This window comes from Microbacterium sp. P2_F9 (assembly GCF_056403635.1).
On the sequence record NZ_JBFUFC010000022.1, the window covers coordinates 1 to 24171 of the forward strand.

General features: G+C 69.8%; 20 protein-coding genes. 13 read left to right on the forward strand and 7 right to left on the reverse strand.

Annotated features, from left to right (window positions below; translation table 11 throughout):
- From AC1DVT_RS03940 to AC1DVT_RS03965, 6 genes are all read right to left on the reverse strand, one after another.
- Positions 1-1189 (reverse strand): LLM class flavin-dependent oxidoreductase (locus AC1DVT_RS03940; protein ID WP_477386699.1); only part of this gene is annotated, 1189 nt, incomplete at its 3' end.
- Positions 1190-1292: 103 nt separating this feature from the next.
- Positions 1293-2330, reverse strand: a complete 1038-nt coding sequence (locus tag AC1DVT_RS03945) for an LLM class flavin-dependent oxidoreductase (RefSeq protein ID WP_477386700.1) — start codon at positions 2328-2330, stop codon at positions 1293-1295.
- Positions 2327-3943, reverse strand: coding sequence for an ABC transporter substrate-binding protein (locus AC1DVT_RS03950; protein ID WP_477386702.1), 1617 nt, complete (start codon positions 3941-3943; stop codon positions 2327-2329). Before AC1DVT_RS03950 ends, AC1DVT_RS03945 begins: the two co-directional genes overlap by 4 nt.
- Positions 3944-3971: 28 nt before the next feature.
- Entirely contained in the window at positions 3972-5714 is a 1743-nt protein-coding gene (locus AC1DVT_RS03955) for a dipeptide ABC transporter ATP-binding protein (RefSeq protein WP_477386704.1), read from the reverse strand.
- A complete protein-coding gene (locus AC1DVT_RS03960; protein WP_457101299.1) occupies positions 5711-6646 on the reverse strand; it encodes an ABC transporter permease in 936 nt (311 codons plus the stop codon). Before AC1DVT_RS03960 ends, AC1DVT_RS03955 begins: the two co-directional genes overlap by 4 nt.
- On the reverse strand, positions 6643-7683 hold the full coding sequence (locus AC1DVT_RS03965) for an ABC transporter permease (protein WP_477386706.1): 1041 nt from the start codon (positions 7681-7683) through the stop codon (positions 6643-6645). Before AC1DVT_RS03965 ends, AC1DVT_RS03960 begins: the two co-directional genes overlap by 4 nt.
- Positions 7684-7948: 265 nt before the next feature.
- Between AC1DVT_RS03965 and AC1DVT_RS03970 the strand changes: the two genes are divergently transcribed.
- From AC1DVT_RS03970 to AC1DVT_RS04030, 13 genes are all read left to right on the forward strand, one after another.
- A complete protein-coding gene (locus AC1DVT_RS03970) occupies positions 7949-8671 on the forward strand; it encodes a GNAT family N-acetyltransferase (RefSeq protein WP_477386708.1) in 723 nt (240 codons plus the stop codon).
- The gene (locus AC1DVT_RS03975; RefSeq protein ID WP_477386710.1) at positions 8668-9870 is read left to right on the forward strand and encodes an LLM class flavin-dependent oxidoreductase; all 1203 of its coding nucleotides are present in this window, start codon (positions 8668-8670) and stop codon (positions 9868-9870) included. The genes AC1DVT_RS03970 and AC1DVT_RS03975 overlap by 4 nt, the downstream gene beginning before the upstream one ends.
- Complete coding sequence (locus AC1DVT_RS03980; protein WP_477386712.1) at positions 9867-11240, forward strand: NtaA/DmoA family FMN-dependent monooxygenase; 1374 nt, start codon at positions 9867-9869, stop codon at positions 11238-11240. The genes AC1DVT_RS03975 and AC1DVT_RS03980 overlap by 4 nt, the downstream gene beginning before the upstream one ends.
- Positions 11237-13174: an FAD/NAD(P)-binding protein gene (locus tag AC1DVT_RS03985; protein WP_477386714.1), complete on the forward strand. Its 1938-nt coding sequence runs from the start codon at positions 11237-11239 to the stop codon at positions 13172-13174. Before AC1DVT_RS03980 ends, AC1DVT_RS03985 begins: the two co-directional genes overlap by 4 nt.
- 258 nt (positions 13175-13432) lie before the next feature.
- A complete protein-coding gene (locus tag AC1DVT_RS03990; protein WP_477386746.1) occupies positions 13433-14734 on the forward strand; it encodes an HNH endonuclease signature motif containing protein in 1302 nt (433 codons plus the stop codon).
- A 94-nt stretch (positions 14735-14828) separates the two neighbouring features.
- On the forward strand, positions 14829-15503 hold the full coding sequence (locus AC1DVT_RS03995) for a GntR family transcriptional regulator (RefSeq protein ID WP_477386748.1): 675 nt from the start codon (positions 14829-14831) through the stop codon (positions 15501-15503).
- A gap of 237 nt (positions 15504-15740) precedes the next feature.
- Positions 15741-17000: an ABC transporter substrate-binding protein gene (locus tag AC1DVT_RS04000; protein ID WP_477386716.1), complete on the forward strand. Its 1260-nt coding sequence runs from the start codon at positions 15741-15743 to the stop codon at positions 16998-17000.
- An 84-nt stretch (positions 17001-17084) separates the two neighbouring features.
- The gene (locus AC1DVT_RS04005; RefSeq protein ID WP_457101289.1) at positions 17085-17984 is read left to right on the forward strand and encodes a carbohydrate ABC transporter permease; all 900 of its coding nucleotides are present in this window, start codon (positions 17085-17087) and stop codon (positions 17982-17984) included.
- Positions 17984-18937 carry a carbohydrate ABC transporter permease gene (locus AC1DVT_RS04010; protein WP_457101288.1) on the forward strand — a complete coding sequence of 318 codons (954 nt, stop codon included), beginning with the start codon at positions 17984-17986 and terminating at the stop codon, positions 18935-18937. Before AC1DVT_RS04005 ends, AC1DVT_RS04010 begins: the two co-directional genes overlap by 1 nt.
- Positions 18938-18941: 4 nt before the next feature.
- On the forward strand, positions 18942-20882 hold the full coding sequence (locus tag AC1DVT_RS04015) for a DUF8034 domain-containing protein (protein ID WP_477386718.1): 1941 nt from the start codon (positions 18942-18944) through the stop codon (positions 20880-20882).
- A complete protein-coding gene (locus tag AC1DVT_RS04020) occupies positions 20879-21670 on the forward strand; it encodes an RraA family protein (protein WP_477386721.1) in 792 nt (263 codons plus the stop codon). The genes AC1DVT_RS04015 and AC1DVT_RS04020 overlap by 4 nt, the downstream gene beginning before the upstream one ends.
- Complete coding sequence (locus AC1DVT_RS04025; protein WP_477386723.1) at positions 21640-22578, forward strand: aldo/keto reductase; 939 nt, start codon at positions 21640-21642, stop codon at positions 22576-22578. Before AC1DVT_RS04020 ends, AC1DVT_RS04025 begins: the two co-directional genes overlap by 31 nt.
- Positions 22571-23416, forward strand: a complete 846-nt coding sequence (locus AC1DVT_RS04030) for an amidohydrolase family protein (RefSeq protein ID WP_477386725.1) — start codon at positions 22571-22573, stop codon at positions 23414-23416. Before AC1DVT_RS04025 ends, AC1DVT_RS04030 begins: the two co-directional genes overlap by 8 nt.
- A gap of 10 nt (positions 23417-23426) precedes the next feature.
- Here the strand turns inward: AC1DVT_RS04030 and AC1DVT_RS04035 are convergent, their stop codons facing one another.
- Entirely contained in the window at positions 23427-24170 is a 744-nt protein-coding gene (locus AC1DVT_RS04035) for a GntR family transcriptional regulator (protein ID WP_477386727.1), read from the reverse strand.
- Position 24171 lies beyond the last annotated feature (1 nt).

Here is a 24171-nt window from a genome sequence, read left to right on the forward strand (position 1 = left end):
GTGCAGGCGCGTAGCGGTTGGGAACGGTGGTGGGAAGACCCAGCACGCCGCGCAGCGACGTGGCCTCGCTCGCAGCGAGGAGGCCACGGCGGCGCAGCTCGGGGAGGAGGTCGTCCGCGATGCGCGGGAGGTCGTCGGTGACGACACCCGGGCGCAGGCGCACGCCCGCGTAGCCGGCGTCGCCGAGGGCGGCGATCTCGTCGGCCAGCGTTGCAGCCGAGCCGGCGAAGATCCGTGTGTCGGAGACGAGCAGGCGCCCGAGTCCGTCGAGGCGGTCGAGGCGCCGGGCCGCCGACTCGTCGCCGTCGAGGAACACGACGATGTCGGCGAACACCTGCAGCGGCTCGCCCTCGCGTCCCACGGCGGCCTCGGCCGCACGCACCTCCGCCAGGATGCCGGCTGCATCGGCGATGCGCTGCGGCGTCACGAAGACGACATCAGCGGATGCCGCGGCGAACCGGTACGGCAGTGCGGCGTGGGCGAGCGCTGCGATGACCGGCTGCCCCTGCGGGGGTCGCGGCGTCACCGACGGTCCGCGCACGCTGAACCGCTCGCCGTCGAAGTCGATGGTGTGCACCTTGTCAGCGTCGAGGAAGCGGTCGGTCGCGGCATCCCGGATCTCGGCGTCGTCCTCCCAGCTGTCCCAGAGCCGGCGGACCACCTCGACGACGTCGGTCGCCTCGGCGAAGAGCTCCGCGCTCGCCTCCTGCAGGCGGGGGTCGCTCAGCTCCTCGATCCGGGGGATGTCGCGGCGCCCCACGTGGCGAGCCTCGTCCCACCGGCCCGACACCTTGGGCTGCCAGCCCGCACGGCCGAGGCTCGTGTAGTCGAGCGTGGCGACCGCCTTCGAGATGTGGAACGGCTCGGTGTGGGTCGTCGTCACGGTGGGGATCAGGCCGATGCGCTGGGTGACCGGCGCGACGCGCGACGCGATCAGCAGCGCGTCCAGGCGGCCGCGCACCTCGTCGGTGCGCTCATCGGGACCGAACGGGATGCTGGACTGCAGCGCGAACGAGTCCTCGATCGTGGCGAAGTCGATGCCCGCGGCGTCGGCGCGCTGCACGAGCTGCACCCAGTAGTCCGGGGTGAACAGCTCATCCGGGCGGGACGAGGGCTCCCGCCAGGCGGCCGGATGCCAGCCGGCGCCCTCGAGCGCGACGCCGAGACGCAGTCCGTCATTCGTAGTCATCAGTACTCCTGTCCGTGGGTGAGCGGCGCACGGTGGTCTCGCGCTCCGGATGCCAGCATTCCGCGGGTGCGGGGATGCCTCGGCGGGTGTGCGTCAAAGGCGGTCATGCGACTTCACGCGAGGTAATGCGCGATTCGTGCGCGGGCTGCCAGCCCAGGGCGGGCAGCACCGCGTGCCGGATGTCGAAGAGGATCTGGCGGTACTCGTCCTCGGCGAATCCGTACGGCAGCGCGACGCGCAGCTCGGTGCGTCCGTCGATCGACGGGTCGTCGAGGAGCCGGTCGACGATCTCCTCGGCGCTGCCGATCAGGTCGCGCTGGAAGACCACCCGGCGGCCGCCGAGGATCGCGGGCTCCGCCGTGCGCGCATTTCGCCCTTCGGCATAGTCGCGGTAGTGCGCGCGCTGCTCCGCGGTGGCGGTCGTGGTGGGCACGATGACCCGCTCCACCCCGACGACCGGCGTGCCGGCGCCGGCGAACTCGGAGTAGTAGGCGTCGAGGTGCACCCGCTGCGCCGGCTCGAAGACGTCGTGCCCCTCTGCGTCGCTCAGGTTGCCGAGCAGCAGCTTCAGTCCGCGGCGCGCCGCCCAGAGCACGGACCGCTCCGACCCGCCGCCGAGCCAGACCCGATCGCGGAGCCCCGCGACGTGCGGCTCGATGCGCGGGATCTGGGGGCCGTACGGCGTGTACAGCGGCTCGGCGTGGAGCGCATGCCCCTCGAGCGCTTCGAGGAACCGCTCGATGAGCGCGTACGGGTCGATCGGCTGCTCCGACCGCCCCAGCGGGGCGAGCAGCTCGCCGTGCGGCGAGGACGTGCTGATCCCGACATTCACCCGCCCACCGGCGAGCGCGTCGACGGTGCCGAAGTCCTCGGCGAGGCGGAACGGCGTCTCGTACCCCAGCGGCACGACGTCGGTCTCGAGCCGGATGGTCTCGGTGCGCTGACTGGCCGCGGCCAGGAACGGGAGGGCAGAGGAGATCCCCCGCTCCAGGTGCCGCTGCCGGATGCCGGCGACATCGAAGCCGAGCTGCTCCCCGAAGGCGAACAGCCGCAGCGTCTCTTCGAGTCCGACCTGAGGCCGGCGGTCGGGATGGTTCCCCGCGAGGATGAATCCTGCGCGGGGAACCAGGCGCTGCGTCATTCGGCGTCCTTCCAGGCCGTCACGAGCGACTCCAGCCGCGAGTCGGCGCCCAGCGTGACATCGTGCACGTCGGCCTGAGTGCCCAGGATCGACGTGAGCTCGTGCACCGGGATCTGGTAGTACTGGCTGGCGATCCGCTCCTGCGCCTCGGCGAGGATGTCGGCGCGTGCCGCCGGGTCGCCCTCGGCGAGCTGCGCCTGGAGCAGCTGCTCGAGCTCCGGGTCGTCGATGCGGAGCTTGGTCGTGGCCTTCGAGAAGGTCGTGCGCAGCACGTCGCCGTCGGCGCGTGAGCTGTTGCCCCACGCGATGTCGAAGTCTCCGGCCTCCTGCTTGGCGAGGTAGTCCGGCACGACGCTGCCCGCGAGGTTCAGCTCGATGCCGGCCTGCTTGAGCTGCTGCTGGATCAGTTCGAGGCTGGTCTGGTTGGGGCCGAAGTTCGTGATCCAGATCAGGTTGAGCGAGAGGCGGTCGCCGTCCTTCTCGCGGATGCCGTCATCGCCGGCGACCCAGCCGGCCCCATCGAGCAGCTTGGCGGCCTTTTTGGCGTCGAATGCGAAGTACGAGCTCTGGTCAGCCCACGAGGGCGTGTTCTTCGCCAGTGCGCTGGTGCCGACGTTGAACAGGTCGTTGAGCGAGGTGTCGCGGACCTCTTCGGCGTTGATCCCCGCGGCGATCGCCTCGCGCACGACGACGTCGGACACGAGCGGGCGCGAGACGTTGAAGGTGAGGCCGAAGCTCAGACCAGGGTTCGCCCGGTAGACGAGCGGCAGGTTCGCGGACTTGATGATGTCGACATCCGTCGGCTGGACACCTCCGATCACGTCGAACTGGTCGGACTCCAGCCCGCCGGTGCGCACGCTCGCCTCGGGCACGACCTGGAAGGTGACGGTGTCGAGGTGCGCGGCGCCATCGTTGCCGCGCACGGCCGGTGACCACGCGTAGTCGTCGCGCCGATCGAGCACGGTGGAGACGTCCTTCGTGTACGACTCGAGCGTGAACGGGCCGGTGCCGACGAGGGAGGCGCCGTCGGCGCGGTCAGCGTAGGGGACGGCGAGTGTCGCCGCACCGACGATGCCGAGACCGACCGCGGCCGTCGCGTTGGGGAAGGCGGCGTTCGGCTTCGCGAAGTGCACCTCGACGGTGTCGTCGTCGACCGCGACGGTCTCCTGGTAGCCCACGAACGCGGCCACGGACGGGCTCAGCGCGCCGGCCGCGACGATGTCGTCGAAGGTCGCCTTGACCGAATCGGCGGTGAGGGGTGTGCCGTCGGAGAACGTGACGTCGTCGCGCAGCTCGAAGGTGAAGACGGTGGCGTCCGCGTTCGCCGTGTAGGAGGTTGCGAGCCAGGGCTCCAGCTCACTCGTCTCGGGGTCCTGGTAGAGGAGCGAGTCGACCAGCTGACGGGTCACGTACCAGGTGTCGTTGCCCGAGCCGGTGCCGGACGGGTTGAGCGAGATCGGGTCGTTCGCGATCGCGAAGACGAGGTCGCCGCCGTCGACGGGGCCGGACGCGGCATCCGCTGACGTGGTCTGCGTTGTGGCACTGGCGCACGAGGCGAGCACGAGCGCGGTCGTCAGTATCGCTGCGGCGGAGAGGGTGGTTCGGATTCTCATGGTGGGTTCCTTGCGGGTACGGGTGCGGTTACGGGTGGGGCGGGAGAGAGGTCGAGGCCTGCCCGCCAGGGATGGCGTCGATGAGGGCTCGGGTGTAGTCGTGCGCGGGGCGCTCGAAGATGTCGTCGGCGGAGCCGGTCTCGACGATGCGCCCCTGGCGCATCACGGCGACCTCGTGGGCGACTTGGCGCACCACGGCGAGATCGTGCGAGATGAACAGGTAGGTGAGGCCGAAGTCGCGCTGCAGCCCGACCAGGAGCGTGAGGATCTGATCCTGGATCAGCACGTCCAAGGCCGAGACCGGCTCGTCGAGCACGAGCAGCTCGGGTGAGATCGCCAGGGCGCGGGCGATCGCCACCCGCTGGCGCTGTCCGCCGGAGAGCTCCGCCGGTCGCCGCTGCAGCACCGAGACGGGCAGGGCGACGACATCCAGCAGCTCGGCGGCGCGCGCCGAACGGCTGCGACGATCGCCGAGCCCGAAGGCGCGCAGCGGGTCGGCGATGATCTGCTCGATCGACTGGCGCGGGTTGAGGGTGGCGTACGGGTTCTGCTGCACGAGCTGCACCCGGCGGCGCAGCTCGCGAAGGCGCGCGCCTCGCAGGTTCGTGACGTCGTCGCCGTCCAGGCGCACGACTCCCGACGTGGGCGGCACGAGGCGCAGCGCGAGCCGAGCCGTCGTCGTCTTGCCCGAGCCGGACTCGCCGACGAGGGCGAGCGTGCGTGCCCGCGGGATCGCGAACGAGACGCCGTCGACGGCGCGCTGCGTGCCCGAGCCGGCGCTGCGGGGCAGCGCGAACTCCTTGACGAGGTCCCGCACCTCCAGCACCGGCGCGGCCCCGGGTGTGGGCTCCGCTTCGCCGGCGGATGCGAACGGATCGCCCGGCCGACCTGAGAGCGCCGGACGGTCGGCGACGCGCACTGTGGCGAGTCGGGATGCCGCGCCCCGCCGGGCGCTGAGGCTCGGCGCCGCCGCGATCAGCTGCTGTGTGTAGCGATCGGCCGGAGCAGACAGCACCTCCGCGGGCGTGCCCGCCTCGACGATGCGTCCGCGATGCATCACGACGATGCGATCGGCGCGGTCGGCGGCCACTCCCAGGTCATGGGTGATGAGCAGGATGCTCGTCCCGGTCTCTGCGCGCAGCTCGTCGAGCTGATCGAGGATCTGCCGCTGCACCGTCACGTCGAGGGCGCTGGTCGGCTCGTCGGCGACGATCAGCTCCGGTCGGCCGATCATCGCGATCGCGATCAGCACACGCTGGCGCATGCCTCCGGAGAGCTCGTGCGGATACTGCCTGGCGCGCACCCGGGCGTGCGAGAGGCCCGCGCGCTCGAGCGCCTCGATCGCCCGTTCCGCGGCGGTCTGCCGATCGGCGAGCCCGTGCACGAGGAGGACCTCGGCGACCTGGGCGCCGATCCGCACCACCGGGTTGAGGCTCACCGTGGGGTCCTGCGGCACGAAGCCGATCCGCTGCCCGCGGATCGGAGCGAGTTCGGCGCTCGTCGCATTCACGAGGTCGATGCCATCGAGGTCGGGGTCGCCCAGCAGCAGCCTCCCGACCGGAATGGTCGCGGCGGCGGGCAGCAGCCGCACGATCGCGTGCGCGGTGGTGGACTTGCCCGAACCGGACTCGCCGACGATCGCGACGGTCTCACCCGCAGCGACGTCGAACGAGACGTCGCGGACGGCCTCGACCGGGCCGCGTGCGGTGCGGTAGGTCACCGCGAGTCCTTCGATGCGGAGGACGGGAGTGCCCCAGGCTGCGGCGGTCATCGGACGCTCCGATCGGGGTCGAGGGCACGCGACAGCCGGTTCGCCGAGAGCACGGTGAGGGCGATCACGATGCCCGGGAACGTGGTCAGCCACCAGGCGGACCGGAGGTAGTCGCGGCCGCCCGACACCAGCGATCCCCACTCCGCGAGCGGCGGCTGGGCGCCGTAGCCGAGGAAGCTCAGCGCCGACACGGCCAGGATCGCGCCGCCCAGTTCGAGCACCGACAGCACCAGCACCGGGCCGAGCGAGTTGGGCAGCACGTGCCGGCCGAGCACCCGGCCCCACCGGTTCCCGGAGGCGTAGGCCGCCTCGATGTAGGGAGCCGAGCGGACGCGAAGCACCTCGGACCGCATGATGCGGGAGACGGATGCCACGCTGGCCGCGCCGACCGCGATCGCGACGTTCACGGTTCCGAAGCCGAGGGCCGTGATGATGGCGAGCGACAGCAGGAGCCCCGGGATCGCGAGCAGGACGTCGGCGCCGCGCATGATCAGGTCGTCGACGGCTCCGCCGGCGAACCCGGCGATGACACCCAGGACCGCGCCGACCAGGATCCCGACCGACACCGCGATGACCGCGGCCGAGATCGTGAGCGGGGTGCCGTGCACGACCCGGGTGTAGAGGTCGCGCCCGATCTGATCGGTGCCGAACCAGTGCTCGGCCGACGGCGGCTGCAGCTTGTCCGCGGGGACTCCGAGCAGCGGATCCCCTGGCGCCAGCAGGCTCGGCCAGATCGCCGCGATCACCACGAGCGCGAGCCATATGACGGCCAGCACGACCGTCGGGCGGCGCAGCAGTTCGATCAGGCGCCGCACCCGTGGGCGGCGGGCGCGGTCGGCGACGGCATCCTCGAACCGATCCGCCGAGGTCTGCGTGAAGGTGTCTGCGGGGCGCTCGGCGGCATCCGGCAGCAAGGCGGTCGTGTCGCTCATCGTGCTCCTCCCACGGGCTCGAGAGCCTCGGATTCGGCGTCGGACGGGACGGGCGCGGCGTCGTCGTCAGACGTGGTCGAGGCGGTGCCGCGTCGCCGCTTGCGCCCGCCGGCCAGCACGATGCGAGGGTCCAGGTGCGGGTAGATCAGGTCGACCGTCAGATTCGCGATGACGAAGACGGATGCCGCGAACAGCACCACGCCCTGCACCACCGGGATGTCCTGCTGCTGCACCGCCGCCGCGGTCACCCGGCCCACCCCTGGCCGGGAGAAGACCGTCTCGGTGACGACCGTGCCGCCCAGCAGCTGTCCCACGATCAGGCCCGTCATGGTCAGCGCCGGCAGGGCGGCGTTGCGGAGGCCGTGCCGCAGGTGCAGCCGGGTGCGTCGCACGCCCTTGGCCCACGCGGTGTCGATGTAGGGCTCACGCAGCGTCGTGTCCAGGCTCTTCGCGAGCAGCTGGGCGATCACCGCCCCGGTCGGCACGGCCAGCGTGATCGCCGGAAGGACGATCGAGATCGGTCCCCCGTCGCCCACGGCCGGGAAGAGCGGGATCGCGAACGAGAACCACTGGATGAGCAGCAGGCCGAGCCAGAAGGACGGCACCGCGACTCCGAGCGGCGGCAATCCGATCAGGAAGTCGGACAGCGCCTTATTGCGGGTGAACGTGGCGAAGAACGCGATGCCTCCGCCGAACACGACAGCGAGGACGAACCCGGCCGCGGCGATCTGCAGCGTCGGCGGGATCGCCTCCGCGAGGATCGTGGTCACCGGCCGGCCGGTGACGATCGATGTGCCGAGATCGCCGTGCAGCACGTCCACCAGCTGGGTGAAGTACTGCACGATGAGCGGGCGATCCAGCCCGAGACGCTGGCGCAGCTCGTCGAGCTGTGCGGCCGAGATGTCGGTCGCCTCGCCGCCGGCCAGCAGGCTCACGGGGTCGGCGGGCAACGCGTAGAGCACGATGAAGGACACCGTGTAGGCAGCCCACAGCACGACCACTGCTTGCAGCAGACGCCTGCCGATATAGAGGGTCACGCGCTCTCCTTGCTCGGTTCGCGGTCTCGGCGGTCGAGTCCGTCGGCCACGATGACAGCCCCTGCAGGCGCCATGTCCGGTTCGGCGTCATCGACGTTCATGTCCTGTCACCGGGGGTCATACGCGACGTCACCCGGGGCTTCGCGGGCCGCCATGCGTCACTCATGAGTCGTCGTGTGAACTCGGATGACGGCATCCGACCCCGCCGACCACCCGGTGGCGCAGGCTTTTCGGAAGCAACTCACGAAGGAACCCGCACACGCCGATGAGCCACACCCTTGCCCCGCACCACGACRCCGCACTGCTCGACAACCCGGCCTGGCACGCCCTGAACGGTCCGCACGCCTCGTTCGCCATCGGCGACGATCTGGTGCGCCGCTACCCGGCGGACGTGGCGCCCTTCGTCGCCGTGCGCACCTGGGATGAGCCGCGCGTCTGGGACGCGCTCCTCGAGCTCGTCGGTCCGGGCGAGGACATCGGCCTCTCCGGCGCCTACCCCGAGCCGCCGGCCGGGTGGGAGGTCCTGGGCCACGGTGCCGGCGTGCAGCTGGTGGAGACGGACATCCTGACTCCGCGCCCCGACGACGAGGCGATCCTGCTCGGCGCCGACGACGTGCCCGAGATGCTCGCGATCGTCGAACGCAATCAGCCCGGCCCGTTCCGCCCGCGCACCTACGAACTGGGCCGGTATGTCGGCATCCGTCGCGAAGGCAGGCTCGTCGCCATGGCCGGGGAGCGGATGCACCCGGAGGGCTGGACCGAGATCAGCGCGGTCGCCACGGATGCCGAGTACCGCCGGCAGGGACTGGCGTCGCGGCTCGTGCTCGACGTCGCGTTCCATATCCAGGAGCGCGGCGACCGGGCGCTCATGCACGCTGCAGCGACCAACGTGAACGCCATCGCGGCGTACGAGCGCCTCGGGTTCGCCCTGCGCACGCGCACGACCTTCTCGGCCGTGCGCACCCCTACAGAAGGAGCCTCATCGTGACCGAACCCGTGCAGATCGCGGTGGCACTGGATGGTGCCGGCTGGCACCCGGCCGCCTGGCGGGAGGCCGATGCCCAGCCGCGCGAGCTGACCTCCCCGCGCTACTGGCGCGACCTCGTCAGGCCAGCGGATGCCGCGGGCATCGTCTTCGCGACGATCGAGGACGCCCTCTCCTTCGGCGGCCGCGCCAGCGGCGACGGCGAGCCCCGGGCCGACCGGGTGCGCGGACGCCTCGACGCCGTCCTCCTGGCCTCGTACCTGGCGCCCCTCACACGCCGCATCGGACTCGTGCCAACGGTGACCACGACCCACCCGGAGCCGTTCCACCTCGCCACCGGACTGCAGACCCTCGACCACGCGAGCCACGGCCGCGCCGGCGCACGCATCGTCGCGGGCTCATCACCCGCCGAGCGGGCGAACTTCGGCCGCCGCACGGACGGGCCGACCGGCTTCCCGGCGTCGGGCCGCGTCGAGGATGACACCGCGTGGCAGGCGGCCTTCCGCGAAGCCGGCGAGGTCGTCGAGGCGATCCGGGGCCTTTCGGACTCGTGGGAGGACGACGCGATCATCCGCGACCTCGAGACCGGGCGATTCCTCGACCGCGACCGGGTGCACAACCTCGAATTCGAGGGTGAGTTCTTCTCGATCACCGGCGCATCGATCGTGCCTCGGTCGCCGCAGGGGCAGCCGCTCATCACCGCGCTCGCGCATCAAACGGTCCCGTATCGCTTCGCCGCCGAGCACGCCGATGTCGTGTTCATCACCCCCGCCGACGCGGCCGCGACCGCCGGCATCCTCTCCGAGCTCGCCGAAGCGGCCGCCGAGGCACGCTCCGAGCCCGAGCCGCTGCGGGTCTTCGCCGACCTGATCGTCGTGATCGAGGCCACGAAGGCGGCGGCGGATGCGGCGTGGGCTCGCCTGCAGTCGCACGAGCAGCTCGTGACTGACGCGCGCGTCGTGGTGGGCACCGCGGACGACGTCGTCGACGTCATCCGCGAGCTGTCCGCCGCCGGTGTCGACGGGGTGCGGCTGCGCCCGGCGCGTCTTCCCGCCGATCTCACCGCCATCACCGCGAACGTGATCCCGCGCGCGAGCGCGGCCGGCATCCTGCAGTCCGACAACGGCGCCGCCACCCTGCGCGAGCGCCTCGGCCTGCCGTTGCGCTCGAGTCGATACACCCGACAGGAGGTTTCGGCATGAGCCGCTCTGCATCGAAGCGCCAGATCCACCTCGCCGCCCACTTCCCCGGCGTCAACAACCAGACAGTGTGGACCGACCCGACCGCGGGCAGCCAGATCGACTTCTCGTCGTTCGAGTACTTCGCCCGCAACGCCGAGCGCGGGCTGTTCGACTACATCTTCCTGGCCGAGGGCCTGCGGCTGCGCGAGCACCGCGGGCAGGTGCACGACCTCGACGTGCTCGGCCGCCCGAACACGCTCGCGATCCTCGCGGCGCTCGCCGGCGTCACCGAGCACATCGGTCTCGTCGGCACGCTCTCCACGACKTTCAACGAGCCGTACGAGCTCGCCCGTCAGCTCGCGACGCTCGACCACCTGTCCGGCGGTCGCGCCGGCTGGAACGCGGTCACCAGCTCCGACGCCTTCCACGGCGCGAACTTCCGCCGCGGCGGCTACCTCGACCACGCCGACCGCTACACGCGCGCGTCGGAGTTCGCCGAGATCTCCAAGCGCCTGTGGGCCTCGTGGCAGGACGACGCGATCGTGGCGGATGCCGAGGCCGGCGTCTTCCTCGACGGCGCTGGTGTCGCGCCGGTGCGCTTCGACAGTCGCCTCTTCGACATCGACGCCCTCTTCGACATTCCGCTCTCCCCGCAGGGACGCCCGGTCATCGTGCAGGCCGGCGACTCCGCGGACGGCCGGGACTTCGCCTCCGATCATGCCGACGTCATCTTCTCGGGGCACACCGAGTTCACCGACGCGCAGAACTTCTACCGCGATGTGAAGGGGCGGCTCGCCGAGCGCGGGCGCTCCGAGGACTCGCTCAAGATCCTTCCTGCCGCCAGCTTCGTCCTCGGCGACACCCTCGAAGAGGCGAAGGAGCGCTCACGCGAGATCGCGCTGGCGCAGGTGCGCCCCGAGACGGCGATCACCTATCTCGAGCAGATCTGGAACCGCGACTTCAGCGGCTACGACGCCGACGGCCCGCTTCCGGATGTCGAGCCCGACACCGGCGTGGAGTCCGCCCAGGGCTTCGCGAACCGCCACGCGGCGGTGCGCGCGCGGATCGCGAGCCTGCGTGAGGTCGCCGCGACCGAGAATCTCAGCATCCGGGATCTCATCATCCGGCTCACCGCGAACCACACGTTCGTCGGAACGCCCGATTTCGTCGCCGCCGAGATCGACCGGTTCGTGCAGGAGCGCGCGACCGATGGCTTCACCGTCATCGGGCACGTCACCCCGCACGGGCTCGACGAGTTCACCGAGCGCGTGATCCCCCTCCTGCAGGAGCGCGGCTCGTACCGCACGTCGTACGAAGAGGGTGCGACGCTGCACGACCTGCTGGAGCTCGCCCCGGTGCGGGCGGGGGCGCCGGTCGCCGCAGGCCGGTGACCGAGACGGATGCCGCGGCCGCGGTCCTGCGGCTGGTCTTCGTGGGCGCCGGCCCGCGCGCGGTGATGCTGCTCGAACGCGTCCTCGCGCACCTGGGCGAGCAGCCCGGCCGCCTCGACATCACGCTCGTCGACCCGCACCCGCCCGGCGCCGGACGCATCTGGCGGTACGACCAGTCCCCGCTGCTCAAGCTCAACTCGATGGCGCGGGATGTCACCGTGTTCACCGACGACACCTGCACGATCGACGGCCCGGTGCGCCCCGGTCCGTCGCTGATCGAATGGGCTGAACTCGTCCGCAACGGTGCACTTCCGGAGGTCGAGATCACGGATGCCGGGGTCACCGCCGAACTGCACGCGCTGGCCGGCGACAGCTTCCCGACCCGGCAGCTGCAGAGCTGCTACCTCGACTGGTTCTGGCGCACGACGGTGGACGCGGCTCCCGCCGGGGTATCGGTGCGCTGGCTGCGTGACACCGTGACCGGGGTTCGGCCCGACGCCTGGGGCCACGCTGTCGATCTCGCCGGCGGCGACCGGCTGGGCGCCGACCTCGTGATCTACGCGGTGGGTCATAACGGGCGCACGCCGGCCGGACCGACCGCCGCGCTGATCGCCGACGCCGCCGAAGCGGGACTGACTTACGTCCCCCCGGACTTCACCGCCGACGCCGAGCTGTCCGCGCTCGCCCCGGGCGAGGATGTCATCGTCCGCGGCATGGGCCTGGCCGCCGTCGACCTCGTGGTGCTGCTCGCCGAAGGGCGCGGCGGCCGCTTCCACCGTGACGCCGACGGCCCGCTGCGGTACGAGGCATCCGGTCGCGAACCGCGCCTGCACATCGGCTCCCGCCGGGGGGTGCCCTACCGGTCCAAGGTGTCGTCGGTCATCCAGGGCGATCCGCCGCAACTCGAAGTGCTGACGAAGGATGCCGTCGCCCGCCTCGTCGCCCGGCCCGCGCCGGTCGACTTCGAGCGCGACCTGTGGCCGCTGATCACGCAGGAGCTCGTCTGGGGCCACTACCGGGAGCTGTTCACCGGGCATCCCGAGCGGGTGACCGGCACGTGGGACGAGTTCCGCGAGGTACTGCGCGACCACGCGCACGACGTGCATGATGTGGACGTGCTGCGGGGAGCCGCCGAGCGGTTCGTCCCCGATCCGCTCGACCGCTTCGATGTGCCCGCCCTGGATCGACCGCTCGGCGCGGAGACCTTCGCCTCCGCTGAAGAACTGCAGCACCGCATCCGCCGCCACATCGCCGACGACCTGACGCTGCGCACCACGCAGGAGCGCAGCAGCGCGCAGGCCGTCTTCTTCGCGGTTCTGCTGTCGTTCCTGGCGCTCGCCGATGTGCCGCCGGAGCGGTGGAGCGCCCGGTCTCGCGCCGTCGCGTTGCCCGTGACGTGGCACACGTTCTTCAGCTACGTGGCGAGCGGGCCGCCCGCGCACCGGCTCGAGGAGCTCCTCGCACTCTCCGAGGCCGGCGTCGTCCGCTTCCTCGGCCCGGATGTCGATGTCCGGATCGACGCAGAGCGCGGGTTCGTGGCATCCAGCCCCCGCGTGGCGGGCGAGACGGTCGCCCGCGCGCTCGTCGACGCCTGGCTGCCGGAGTCCGGTGCGGCTGTCAGCGACAACCACGCCCTCCGAGAACTCGCCGCCGCGCATGGCCGGGAGTTCCGCGTCGCGGATGCCTCGTTCGAAGGCTCGCTCGGGCGCATCGACGTCGACGCCGACGGCCGCGTCGTCGCTCCCGACGGCTTCGCCCACGAGTCGCTGTTCGGCGTCGGACCGTTCACCGCGGCCACCGAGGCCGGAGCTTTCACGCGCCCGCGCGGCGATTCGCTGTCCTTTCGCCAGACCGACCGCGTCGCCGGGGCCATCACGGCGCGGCTGCGCGATCTCGCCGACGCCGGCGTGACCCCGGAACTCGCCCTGCGCTGAGGTGTCAGGAGACGGCGTGCCGGTGTGCCCAGGCAGTCGTCGTCGGGCCTCGTGCTTGGCATCTCGAAATTGGTCGAGAATGTCGGCTGATCAGGCTGATTTCGGGGTCGGAATGTCGGTGGCCCTCAGCAGAATAGGGGTATGAAAGACCTCATCGACCGCCTCGAAGCACTCGACGCGATGATCGCTGAGGTCGTGGCCGAAGCTGTAGTCGGCGGGGCGCTGCGGATCGCCGACGAGGCTGATCTCCTGTCTCTGATGTCGACGACGGCGCGGATCGGCCGGCGGCTSGATGCGGTGCTGATCGASGCGGTCGGCGAGGTCGAGACGCGGTCGTCGTCGGGTGATCGGGACGAYCGGATGACGACSCGGYTCGGCTGCCAYGAYGTCAGCGARCTGGTGGARCGGGCCACGCTGTGCKCCCGGTCGACGGTSTCSCGGYTGCGYCGCGCCTCGAGTGCCGTGCGGCCTGAGGYGTCSCTCACCACCGGTGAGCTGCTCGASCCGGCGCTCCCKGSSATGCGCGCGGCRMTGTGCGAGGGGCTTRTCGGCGTCGAYGGGCTGGTCGCGGTCGCCGGTCCGCTGCTGTCGGCGAGGTCGCGGATCTCCCGGGAGGCGCTGCTCGCCGCCGACGCGGCACTGGCTGCTCAGTCGCGCGGCGAGGGCCCGGATGGTGCGCCGCCGATGGGTGCCGACCTGCTGCGGGTGCAGGCGCAGGCGTGGTCGATCGCGCTCGATCAGGATGGCGCCGAACCACGGGAGCGGATGACCGAACACAAGCGCTCCTTCACGCTCGGCGCGCCGACCGACTGGGGCGTCCCGTGCCGGGGGAACCTCATGCCCGAGGTCGCCGCGCAGCTGCAGATGATCTTCGACGCGCACAGCAACCCGGCCTACCACGGCGTCCGGTTCACCGAAGACTCCCCCAGCGACGGCGAACCCGACGACGCGGTGGTTCCGCGCGACTTCCGGACGCGCGCGCAGCAGCAGCACGACGCGCTCGCCAGCGCCCTGTCGGTGGCGGCCTCCAGTGGGCTGCTGCCCACGATCGGCGGCGCCGCCCCGACCCTGATCGTGTCCGTCCGCGAAGAGGACGCCGAGCGCGGCACGGGATACGCGCACGCGCAGGGCTGCGACCTGCCSCTCGGRATGRSGGCGGCGCTGCATGTCGGSTGCGCCGGCACCATCCAGCGGATCACGTCCCGSGACGACGGCCGCATCGTCCGGATCGGCATCGARGAGCGSGTGTTCAACCGGCACCAGCGCCGCGCSATCGCCCTCCGCGACGGCGGSTGCATCATCCCCGGCTGCGGCATCCCCGCCGGATGGTGTGAAATCCAYCACGTTCTCGAGCACGTGAATGGCGGACCTACCCACACCGATAACGGTGTGCTGCTCTGCTGGTTTCATCACAGATTCATCGACTTCTGCGGATGGAAGATCCGGATGAACCACGGCGTCCCCGAAGTGCAAGCCCCCAGCTGGTGCGACGCCACCCTCCGATGGCGGCCCGTCACCACCTCCAAGACCCGACTCCAGGACGCAGTCCTCCGGCACTGAACCCGGGTGGGCGTTGCCGCAGCGTCGACCGCGGATCGACTAGCGATAGTCGATTATCGGGTACTGTGTGGTCATGTCCGATGCAACGGCGCGAATGCAGAGTCTCGACAGGGGCCTGCTGTCTGATCAGATCTACTCGATGATTCGAGGCATGATCCGAGATTCGACGCTGCAGCCGGGCGAGCAGCTCGTCGAGTCTCAATTGGCCAGACAGCTGAAGGTCAGCCAGTCCCCCGTGCGGGAGGCCCTCAAGCGCCTGACGCACGACGGCCTCGTGCAGCAGGTGCGACACCATGGCAGCTTCGTCGCCGACTACTCGCGAGCCGAGGTCGAACAGGCCAGAGTCGCACGGGTGACGCTCGAGGAGCTCGCCGCACGCTTCGCGTGCGGCCGACTGGATGCCGCTGCCCGCTCGTCACTCGAGTCCTTGATCGCAGACATGTCGAGGTCGGCGATGGTGAACGATGTGACCGCGTTCCGCGAGTTCGACTTCGAGTTCCATCGGGCGGTCATCGTCGCGAGCGGCAACAGCTATCTTCCCCGCATGTGGGACATCATCGAGCCGAGTCTCCGCTCCCTGCACGTCCTGTCAGATCCCGGCTATGCCGGGGACTGGCATCACGTCGCGGAGTCGCATCGCGATCTGCTCGACGTCCTCGAAGGCGATGCGCCGGACCGCGCGGCGGATCTCTTCCGCCGTCATGCGAGCGGTGAGCTCCACCTCTCCGAACGCCATGGAAGCCAGGAGTCGCAGACCGCCGAGCCGTAGCCGCTCGGCGTCTCGCACCGGCTCCCACCAGCCACTCAGCTTGCTTTTTCTACAATTGCCCGCTGTCGTCGTCGCGCTCGATCCATGCGCGATCCGCCCCGCCCGAACCCGACGTGTGGAGCGAGCCCGACATCGCCAAGACGATTATCGATTTTCGCTATTGCCAACGATTATCGATTATCGTACGCTTGCCCCGACCCTCACCAAGGGGCCCGAAATACTACGGAAGGTTCAATGATGATCACACGCCGTTTCAGCCTGGCGGCAGCAGCGAGTCTCGCTGTCGCCGGCCTCGCCCTCGCCGGGTGCAGCAGCTCAGGAAACACGCCTGCCGCCTCCGATGAGAAGGTCGAGCTCAGCATGCTCGTCAACATCACGCCCAACCTCACCGAGGAGTTCTGGAACGAGCTGGTCGCGCCGTTCGAGAAGGCGAACCCGAACATCGACGTCAAGATCCAGCCGCCGGCTGAGTCCGTCGCGAAGACGCTGCCTACGCTCCTCGCGTCCGGCGACGTCCCGGACATCGTCGAGACGCTCGCGCCCACCGCGGAGCTCGCGCCCGAACTCGTCGACCTTTCGCAGTACGACTGGGCCAAGAACGGTCCCCTCGCCGAGCAGTACGCGATGGACGGCAAGATCCTGACGGCCGGCGTCGGCTTCCAGCTTCAGGGAACGGTGTTCTACAACAAGCAGGCGTTCAAGGATGCCGGCATCGAGGCCACTCCCACGACGATGGAGGAGTTCGAGGCGGACCTGAAAAAGCTCAAGGATGCGGGCTGGACGCCGATCCAGTCCGGCGGAGAGTGGATGACCAACCTCTCGCTGCAGTACACCGCGATCCCGTCCGTCATCGGCGAGGAGCCCGACTGGTACCACGGCATCTCCTCAGGTGACCTCGTCTGGAGCGACACCTACCGCGACTCTGTCGAGCGTTACGCGTCGTGGGTGAAGGATGGCTACATCCCAGCCGACTCGGTGGGCGTGAAGTACCCCGACGCTGAGACGTCGTTCCTCGCAGGCAAGGCGGCCATGTACCCGATGGGCAGCTGGTTCGCCGCCGCCGAGGCAAAGGCAACCGACAAGCCCGAGATCGGCGTCTTCGCGGCTCCGGCCGTAGAGGGTGTCACTCCGGCGCAGATCGCGAACCTCGCTGCCCCCTACGTCATCATGAAGGCGTCCAAGCACCAGGACGCGGCGGCGAAGCTGGTCGAATTCCTCGTGACCGACAAGGACGCCGTCATCGCCCAGCTCAAGATCGACGGAAACTTCCGCGAAGGCTACGAGTACGAGACCACGCCGCTCGGTGAGGAACTGCAGCAGATCATCGCAGACACTCCCGCCGACGCCTTCACCCCCTCCGGCGACGGCTACGGCGGACGCACCGTTCCGGCCGGCTACGGCGCCGAGCTGAACACCCAGACCCAGGGCCTCATCACCGGCGGATCAGCCGATGCCATGCTCGCGGCGATGGACGCCTGGTTCGAAGCGAACCGCTAAGAAGCACCACTCATCGGGGGCGCGAGTTCCGGCTCGCGCCCCCATCCCCCACCCCCACCACTCAACGATGAATGGAGGCCGACGATGGCAGATGCATCCCGCGCCCTGGTTGTCTGGAAGCGTCGACTGCCCGGCTTCCTCATGAGCGCCCCGGCGGTCATCGTGTTCCTTGCGATGTTCGTCATTCCGATGGGGCTGGCGTTCGTGCTGAGCCTCACGAGCTGGACCGGCTACAGCCTCAACCTCGACTTCATCGGCTTCGACAATTACCTCGACGCCTTCAAGAACCCGCGCACTCTCGACGCAGCGATCTTCACTGCCATCCTCGCCGTCGCGGGCACCATCCTGTGCAACGCGGTCGGCCTCGGCCTGGCCGCGCTGATCAGCGGACCGGGCGCGACGAATGCGGTCGCCCGCACGGTCTTCTTCTACCCCTACATCATCAGCGCGCTCATCATCGGGTTCCTGTGGTCGGCGCTGCTCGCCCCGCATGGCGTCGTGAACAGCATGCTCGGCCAGGCCGGGTGGGGCTCGATCCCGTTCCTCACCGATCCGATGTTCGCGAAAGCCACCGTGATCTTCACGGTCGTCTGGTCGCACTTCGGCTTCAACATGATCCTGTACATCGCGGGCCTCAAGTCGATCCCCGCCGAGTACTACGAGGCCGCCACCGTGGACGGCGCGAACCGCTGGGCGCGGTTCCGCCACATCACGCTGCCGCTCCTCGCTCCGATCGTCACCGTGAACGTCGTACTCACGCTGGTCGGATTCCTCAAGGTCTACGACATCGTGCTCGCCCTCACGGACGGCGGTCCGGCCGCCTCGACACAGACCATCGTCTACCAGATCCTGATGGACTCGTTCCAGAACGCCAAGCTGGGCTTCGGTGCCGCCCAATCGGTCATCCTGCTGATCGTCACGGCGATCCTGGGTCTTGCCGTTACCCTCTCCCGTCGTGGAGCCGAGAAGAAGGTGAGCGAGTGATGTCGACGACCGATGCGGTCATGACTCCCGTGGCAGCCGACCTCACCAGCGAGGCCGCAACCGAGAAGGACACCGCCGTCAAGAACCGCAAGCGCCGCAGCCGTACCACGAAGATCAAAGAGCCCCTCGCCGGCAAGGTGTTCAAGTGGCTCATCCTCGGTCTCGTGGCCGTGGTCATGCTCGTCCCGCTGTACATCATGGTGATCAGCGCCTTCAAGCCGGCGCAGGACATCCTGCTGAACCCGCTCGGCTTCTCGCCGGGCTCGTTCACGCTGGACTATCTCGTGAAAGCCGCCACGAGCGAGCGATTCAACGTGATCGCCGCGTACGGCGTCACGCTGCTGTTCGTGCTGCTCGTCAACCTCTTCTGCATCCTCCTCGCCGCGCCGGCGTCGTATGTGATCGCACGCGGGCGGCGCAAATGGCACCTCGCGCTGCTCCTGCTCTTCGTGTCGGGGCTGTTCATCCCGGGCCAGGTCACGCTCATTCCCGTCGTGTTCGTGCTGCGGATGCTCGGACTCATCGGCACGATCCCCGGATTCGTGCTGTTCGAGACAGCGCTCACCCTGCCGATCACGATCTTCCTGTTCACGGCGTACCTGCGCACCGTGCCGCGGGACATCGACGAGGCGGCGTCCCTCGACGGCGCGGGAAAGATCCGTGCGTTCTGGTCGTGCATCTTCCCGATCATGAGGCCGGCCGTGGCGACGATCGTGGTGCTGAACTCGATCAGCGTCTGGAACGACTTCATCAACCCGCAGGTGATCCTCGGCCCTGGTTCGGGGATCTACACCGTGACGACAGGCGTGTACGCGGCGGTCGATCAGTACTCCACCGACTACACCACCGTCTTCCCGACGCTGCTGCTCGCGATCGCGCCGGCGCTCATCTTCTTCATCGTGATGCAGCGTCACATCATCGGCGGCCTGGTCGCCGGGGCGACCAAGGGCTGATCCCGTGCCCGACTGGGAGATCCTGACCACCCCCCTCCGGGAGATCCCCGCCTGGGCGGTGCTGGAGCGGAGGCTGTTCGAGGAGATCGAGCGGGCGTGGCCGCGGTTCGCGGAACGCTACTGCGAGAGCGATGGACGCCTTCGCTACACCGGACCCCTCGAGAGCCGTGATGGGGTGGACGACTTCTACGAGCCGTTCTTCAACTGGCCGTCTTTCTTCGCACTCGGCGGCGGGCACGAGATCCTCGAAGCAGCGAAACACCACTGGCGTGGGGTCACCGCACAGCTCACCGAAGCGGGCATGCTCACCGACGAGTACGAGAACGGCTACGACTGGTTCCACCAGGGCGAATCGCTCATCTTCTTCTACGCTCTCTGCGCCGCCGATCCTGACGACGCCGAGTTCCGCGAGCGTGCGCGCCGATTCGCCGATCTCTATCTGGATCAGGCAAAGGGCAACTACGACCCGGCAGCCAACGTGATCCTCGCTCCCCACAACGGCGCTAGCGGGGCGCTCGAGGGCGTCGGCGACGAGTGGGAGTCGTATTCGGCCGGCCAGCTCAATATGAAGCCGTACGGGCTGCCGCTCGAGGGGATCCCCGGCATCGACACGTGGGCTGACCTCGAGGATCCGGCGAACGCGGACCTCATGGGCGCCGAGATGCGCCGCCGTGCGCACGGAGACGTGGCGGTCAATCTCGGGGCGACGAGTCTGGTCGCGAACCACTGGCTCTATGACGGAGATCAGCGCGCGGCCGCGTGGATCACGCGTTACGTCGATGGATGGCTCGAGCGGGCCAGGGCGAACGGCGGGCTCCTCCCCGACAACGTGGGCCCGGACGGCATCGTGGGATCGCTTCAGGATGGGCGCTGGTATGGCGGCCACTACGGCTGGACCTGGCCCCACGGCCTTCCCTGCGTCGGCATGGCCGCGCTGATCGGCGCGACGAACGCCGGGCTGGTCACCGGCGACGATGGGTATCTCGAGCTGGCCCGCGTGCCACTCGACACCGTCGTCGCGGCGGGGATCACGGCATCCGTCGCAGATACCCCGATGAGTCTCCGCGACAACTGGCTCAGCCGTCTCGGCGAGGACGCGGCGACGCCTGCACTGCTAGTCCCGCACCGGTACCGGCCCAGCGGCTGGTTCGATTTCGGCCCGATCCCGCTCGAACTGCCGACCTGGCTCTGGTGGGTGTCGCGAGACCGCGCGGATCTCGAACGGCTCCGTCGGCTGATGGCCGTCCAGCCCGAGTCGCCCACCGCGGTCAAGCCGTTCCGCGACAAGGCGGAGGGCGGTCACGACCTGCCGTGGCTGAGCTTCCTGGCCGGCGAGAACCCCGACTACCCCGAACGTGCGCTCTCGATGGCACTCGGACAGGTCGCGCGCCGGGTGGCGCTCATGCAGACCGAGGATCCCGACCCGGCGACCATGCACATCCACTTCTGGCAGCGTGTGCAGCCGGTCGTGACCGAGGTGCTCACCCAGCTCATCTCCGGCGCGCCGCAGGTGCTCTACAACGGCGGGCTTCCGCTGGTCGCGGTCAGCTACGAGGATGCCGACCTGGCGCGTCCGGGGCTGCCACCGGATGTCGCGGCCCTGGTCTCCTCGATCGACGGCGATCGACTGGCGATCGAACTGGTGAACCTGTCGAATCTGGAGTCGCGCCGCATCCGGATCCGCCCTGGCCGGTTCGGCGAGCGCGACATCAGCACCGTGCAATCGACCGGGGAGGTCGATTCCGCCTACCCGGGAGACCCGGTCCGGTACACATCGGTGCCCGGGAGGATCGTCACGGCCGAGTTGCCCGTCGACGCGCCGGACCTGCTCGTAGAGCTTCCCCCCGCGCATCGCGCCGATCTCGTGCTGACCATCACCGAACCCATCAGACCGCCGCGGCATCACGTCGCCCGTCCAGCATCAACCGAAGGGACCCCATCATGACCGACCAGGTGACCGCCCCACCGCCCCGCGCCGTCGACCTGCCGATCCGGGGCGGCGCGTGGAGCCGTCCGGACGCGGAAGAACTCGAGGCCATGCAGGAGATCGGGTCGGCCACCGCCTGCTCGAAGCTGCATGGGCTCGGCATCCGTCGCACGTTCGTGGAGGGGCCGCGCCCGCTCGTGCCCGGCCAGAAGGTGGTCGGCTCGGCGCTCACCCTGCAGTTCATGCCCCAGCGAGAAGACCTCGCCTCGGGGCTCTCGCAGGAATACGTCGAGCGCCACACGGCGCTCTGGGCCGTGATGGAGACGGTGCAGCCCGGCGATGTGCTCGTCATCCAGGCGTATGGCAGCGCCTTCTCCGGATGCATCGGCGACATCCTCGCCCGCTATTTCCAGCGCAAGGGCGGCGCGGGCATCGTCGTCGACGGCCGCATCCGCGATGCCGGCCGCATCCGCGAACTCGGTATCCCGGTCTGGTGCACCGGCACCACGCCGCACTACGCCTCGCAGTCGGAGCTCTTCCCCTGGGCCTACGACGTGCCGGTCGCGGTCGGCGGTGTGCTCTGCATGCCCGGCGACTTCGTCGTCGCCGACGACGACGGCCCCGTCATCGTCCCGCAGGCTCTCGCGCGGGATGTGCGTGAATCCGCCAAGGACCACCAGGACTGGGAGGTCTTCAGCCGTGAGCGCCTCGACAGCGGCGCCCGGCTGAGCGACTACTACCCCCTCACCCCGGCGACCCGCGAGGAGTACGAGGCATGGCGCTCGGCGACCAGCTCGCCCCGCTGATCCCACCCGAAGGACTGCTCGCCGGCGTCGGCCTCGGCTGCGCTCCGATCGGCGACCTGTTCACCGCCGTCAGCGAGGCCGACGCCGACGAGACCGTCGCGACGGCGCTCGCCTCCGGCATCCGATTCTTCGACACGGCCCCGCACTATGGTGCCGGGCTCAGCGAACGCCGGCTCGGCAGCGCCCTCGAGGGCGTCGACCGCGACAGCGTCGCGATCGCGACCAAGGTCGGCCGCCAGATCGTCGACGCGCACGGCGACGTCGTCCCGCCAGGCGGCGTCGGTGTCCGCACGATCGGGGATCTCAGCGGTGACGGCGTGCTCCGCAGTCTCGAATCGAGTCTCGCCCGGCTCGGCGTCGACAGGATCGACGTGCTCTACCTGCACGACCCCGACGACGTCGATCTCGCACTGCGGACCGCGATCCCCGCGATGCTCCGGCTGCGCGCGGAGGGCGTCGTCAGAGCGATCGGCGTGGGCATGAACTTTTCCGCACCGCTCGCGAGGTTCGCCGCGGAGTCGGATGTCGACCTGGTGATGGTCGCTGGCCGCTACACGCTCCTCGACCGTTCCGCCGCCGAGGACCTGCTCCCGGCGGCGGCCTCGCACGGCGTCGACGTCATTGCGGCCGGGGTCTTCAACACCGGGATCCTTGCCGATCCTGCCGACGACGCCCGCTACGACTATCGCCCCGCTCGTCCCGATGAGCTCGCGCGGGCCCGCGCCATGCAGCAGCAGTGCACCGATCATGGGGTGCGACTCGCCGCCGCCGCCATCGGCTTCCCGCTGCGGCACCCGGCCATCACGGGCGTTGTGGTCGGGGCGCGAACAGCCGACGAAGTCCGGCAGTTCGCGGCGGACGCCACCGCCGTCGTGCCGGCCGCGCTGTGGCACGAGCTCGATGGCTGACGCCGTGCCCCCGATCATCGACGCGCACGTCCACCTGTGGGACACGAGCCGGTTCGACCTGCCCTGGCTCGCCGGCGTGCCCGAGCTCGCGCCGCGCTACCGGGTCGTCGATCTCCAGACGGCGATCGGCGATCGCCCGGTCGTGCAGGCGGTCGCGGTGCAGGCCGGCGAGTCGGCCGAGGAAGCGGAGTGGCTGTTCGGTGAAGCGGGCGGGCAGACCGCTCTTCCCTTCCGGGTGGTGCTTCAGTACGAGGCGGCTGCCGGGACGTGGCTTGGCCGGGTGCAGGCGGCCGTCGACCGGCTCGGCATCGTGCCGGCTGGTGTGCGCCTGCCGCTCCATCGCCGCGCTGCGCATTGGTTGGATCTGGATGGCCTGGACAGCCTGCTCGGACGTCTTGAGGAGCAGGGCATCGTGCTGGAGCTGCTGCTCCGGCCCGACCAGATCGCCGTCGTCCAGCAGTTGGCCGCCGCGCACCCGCGGTTGGAGATCGTGCTCTGCCATCTGGGGCTGGGCGCGCTCGCCCCGACGCCGGAGTGGCGGACCGCTCTGGCTCGTCTGAGCGGCAGCCCCCACGTCTCGGCGAAGATCTCCGGCGTCTTCACTCGGCATGAGACGCGATCGGACGCGGATGCCGCCGCGCGAGGTGCCATCGACGCCGCGGTCGACGCTCTCGGCCCCGATCGCCTCATGTTCGGCAGCGACTGGCCGATGTCGACGCGGGTCGGAAGCTACGCAGAGATCATCGACCGGACGGCCGGCGCGCTCCCGGTGCTGACCTCGAGCGAGTCGGCGGCAATCTGGAGACGCACGGCACAGCGGATCTACGGTCCCGCGTAAGCCCGGCGATTCAGCGTTCGGCCTGCGCCGGGTCGGCGCCCGGCTGGTCGGCGTGCAGGTCCGCGATGAAGCGGTTGATGATGGGCCCCATGGGCCGCTCGGGATGACCGGCCATGCCGATGGCATGCGCGCTGAAAAGGTCGTCGGCGGCTTCTGGGTCATCACCCTCGAGCACCTCGAGAAGGGCGCGGTGCATGTCGGCGACGACATGCCAATCGCCGTCGTACGCGGGGTCTGACAGCACGTGCATCGATCGGAGACTCGGCTCGAGGATGTCCCACATCCGCGGCAGGTAGACGTTTCCGCCGGCGAGCACCACCGCCTTGTGGAACTCGAAGTCCAGTTCGCGGAACGCCGCGATGTCGCCCTGGTCGGCCGCGGCGTGCATCTGGTCGATGATCGAGAAGAGCACGGCTCTGACTGCCGAGTCGATGCGCCCCTGCGCCAGACGAGCGGCCAGGCCCTCCAGCGCCACCCGTGCGATGCGGGCATGCTCGGCTTCGCGCGGGGAGAATTCGGCGACGAATGTGCCGTGGTGCCGCACCTGCGTGACCAGGCCCTCGTGCGCCAGTCGCTTGAGCGCTTCTCGCACGGGCGCCTGACTGACTCCGAGTCGTCGCGCCAGCAACGACTCGACCACCTGCTCGCCGGGCTTCAAGGTCGAGTCCTTGATCATCGCCTTCACGAGCACATAGATGCGATCCGAGAGCAGACCGCGATCCAACTCCAGTGACATTCCCCCAAGATCCGACACG

Excerpts from the sequence above, each read along its gene's own strand:
- AC1DVT_RS03945 (WP_477386700.1), bottom strand. The coding sequence starts at position 2,330 with ATGACGCAGCGCCTGGTTCCCCGCGCAGGATTCATCCTCGCGGGGAAC.
- AC1DVT_RS03950 (WP_477386702.1), bottom strand. The coding sequence starts at position 3,943 with ATGAGAATCCGAACCACCCTCTCCGCCGCAGCGATACTGACGACCGCG.
- AC1DVT_RS03955 (WP_477386704.1), bottom strand. The coding sequence starts at position 5,714 with ATGACCGCCGCAGCCTGGGGCACTCCCGTCCTCCGCATCGAAGGACTC.
- AC1DVT_RS03960 (WP_457101299.1), bottom strand. The coding sequence starts at position 6,646 with ATGAGCGACACGACCGCCTTGCTGCCGGATGCCGCCGAGCGCCCCGCA.
- AC1DVT_RS03995 (WP_477386748.1), top strand. The coding sequence starts at position 14,829 with ATGCAGAGTCTCGACAGGGGCCTGCTGTCTGATCAGATCTACTCGATG.
- AC1DVT_RS04000 (WP_477386716.1), top strand. The coding sequence starts at position 15,741 with ATGATCACACGCCGTTTCAGCCTGGCGGCAGCAGCGAGTCTCGCTGTC.
- AC1DVT_RS04005 (WP_457101289.1), top strand. The coding sequence starts at position 17,085 with ATGGCAGATGCATCCCGCGCCCTGGTTGTCTGGAAGCGTCGACTGCCC.
- AC1DVT_RS04010 (WP_457101288.1), top strand. The coding sequence starts at position 17,984 with ATGTCGACGACCGATGCGGTCATGACTCCCGTGGCAGCCGACCTCACC.
- AC1DVT_RS04020 (WP_477386721.1), top strand. The coding sequence starts at position 20,879 with ATGACCGACCAGGTGACCGCCCCACCGCCCCGCGCCGTCGACCTGCCG.
- AC1DVT_RS04025 (WP_477386723.1), top strand. The coding sequence starts at position 21,640 with ATGGCGCTCGGCGACCAGCTCGCCCCGCTGATCCCACCCGAAGGACTG.
- AC1DVT_RS04030 (WP_477386725.1), top strand. The coding sequence starts at position 22,571 with ATGGCTGACGCCGTGCCCCCGATCATCGACGCGCACGTCCACCTGTGG.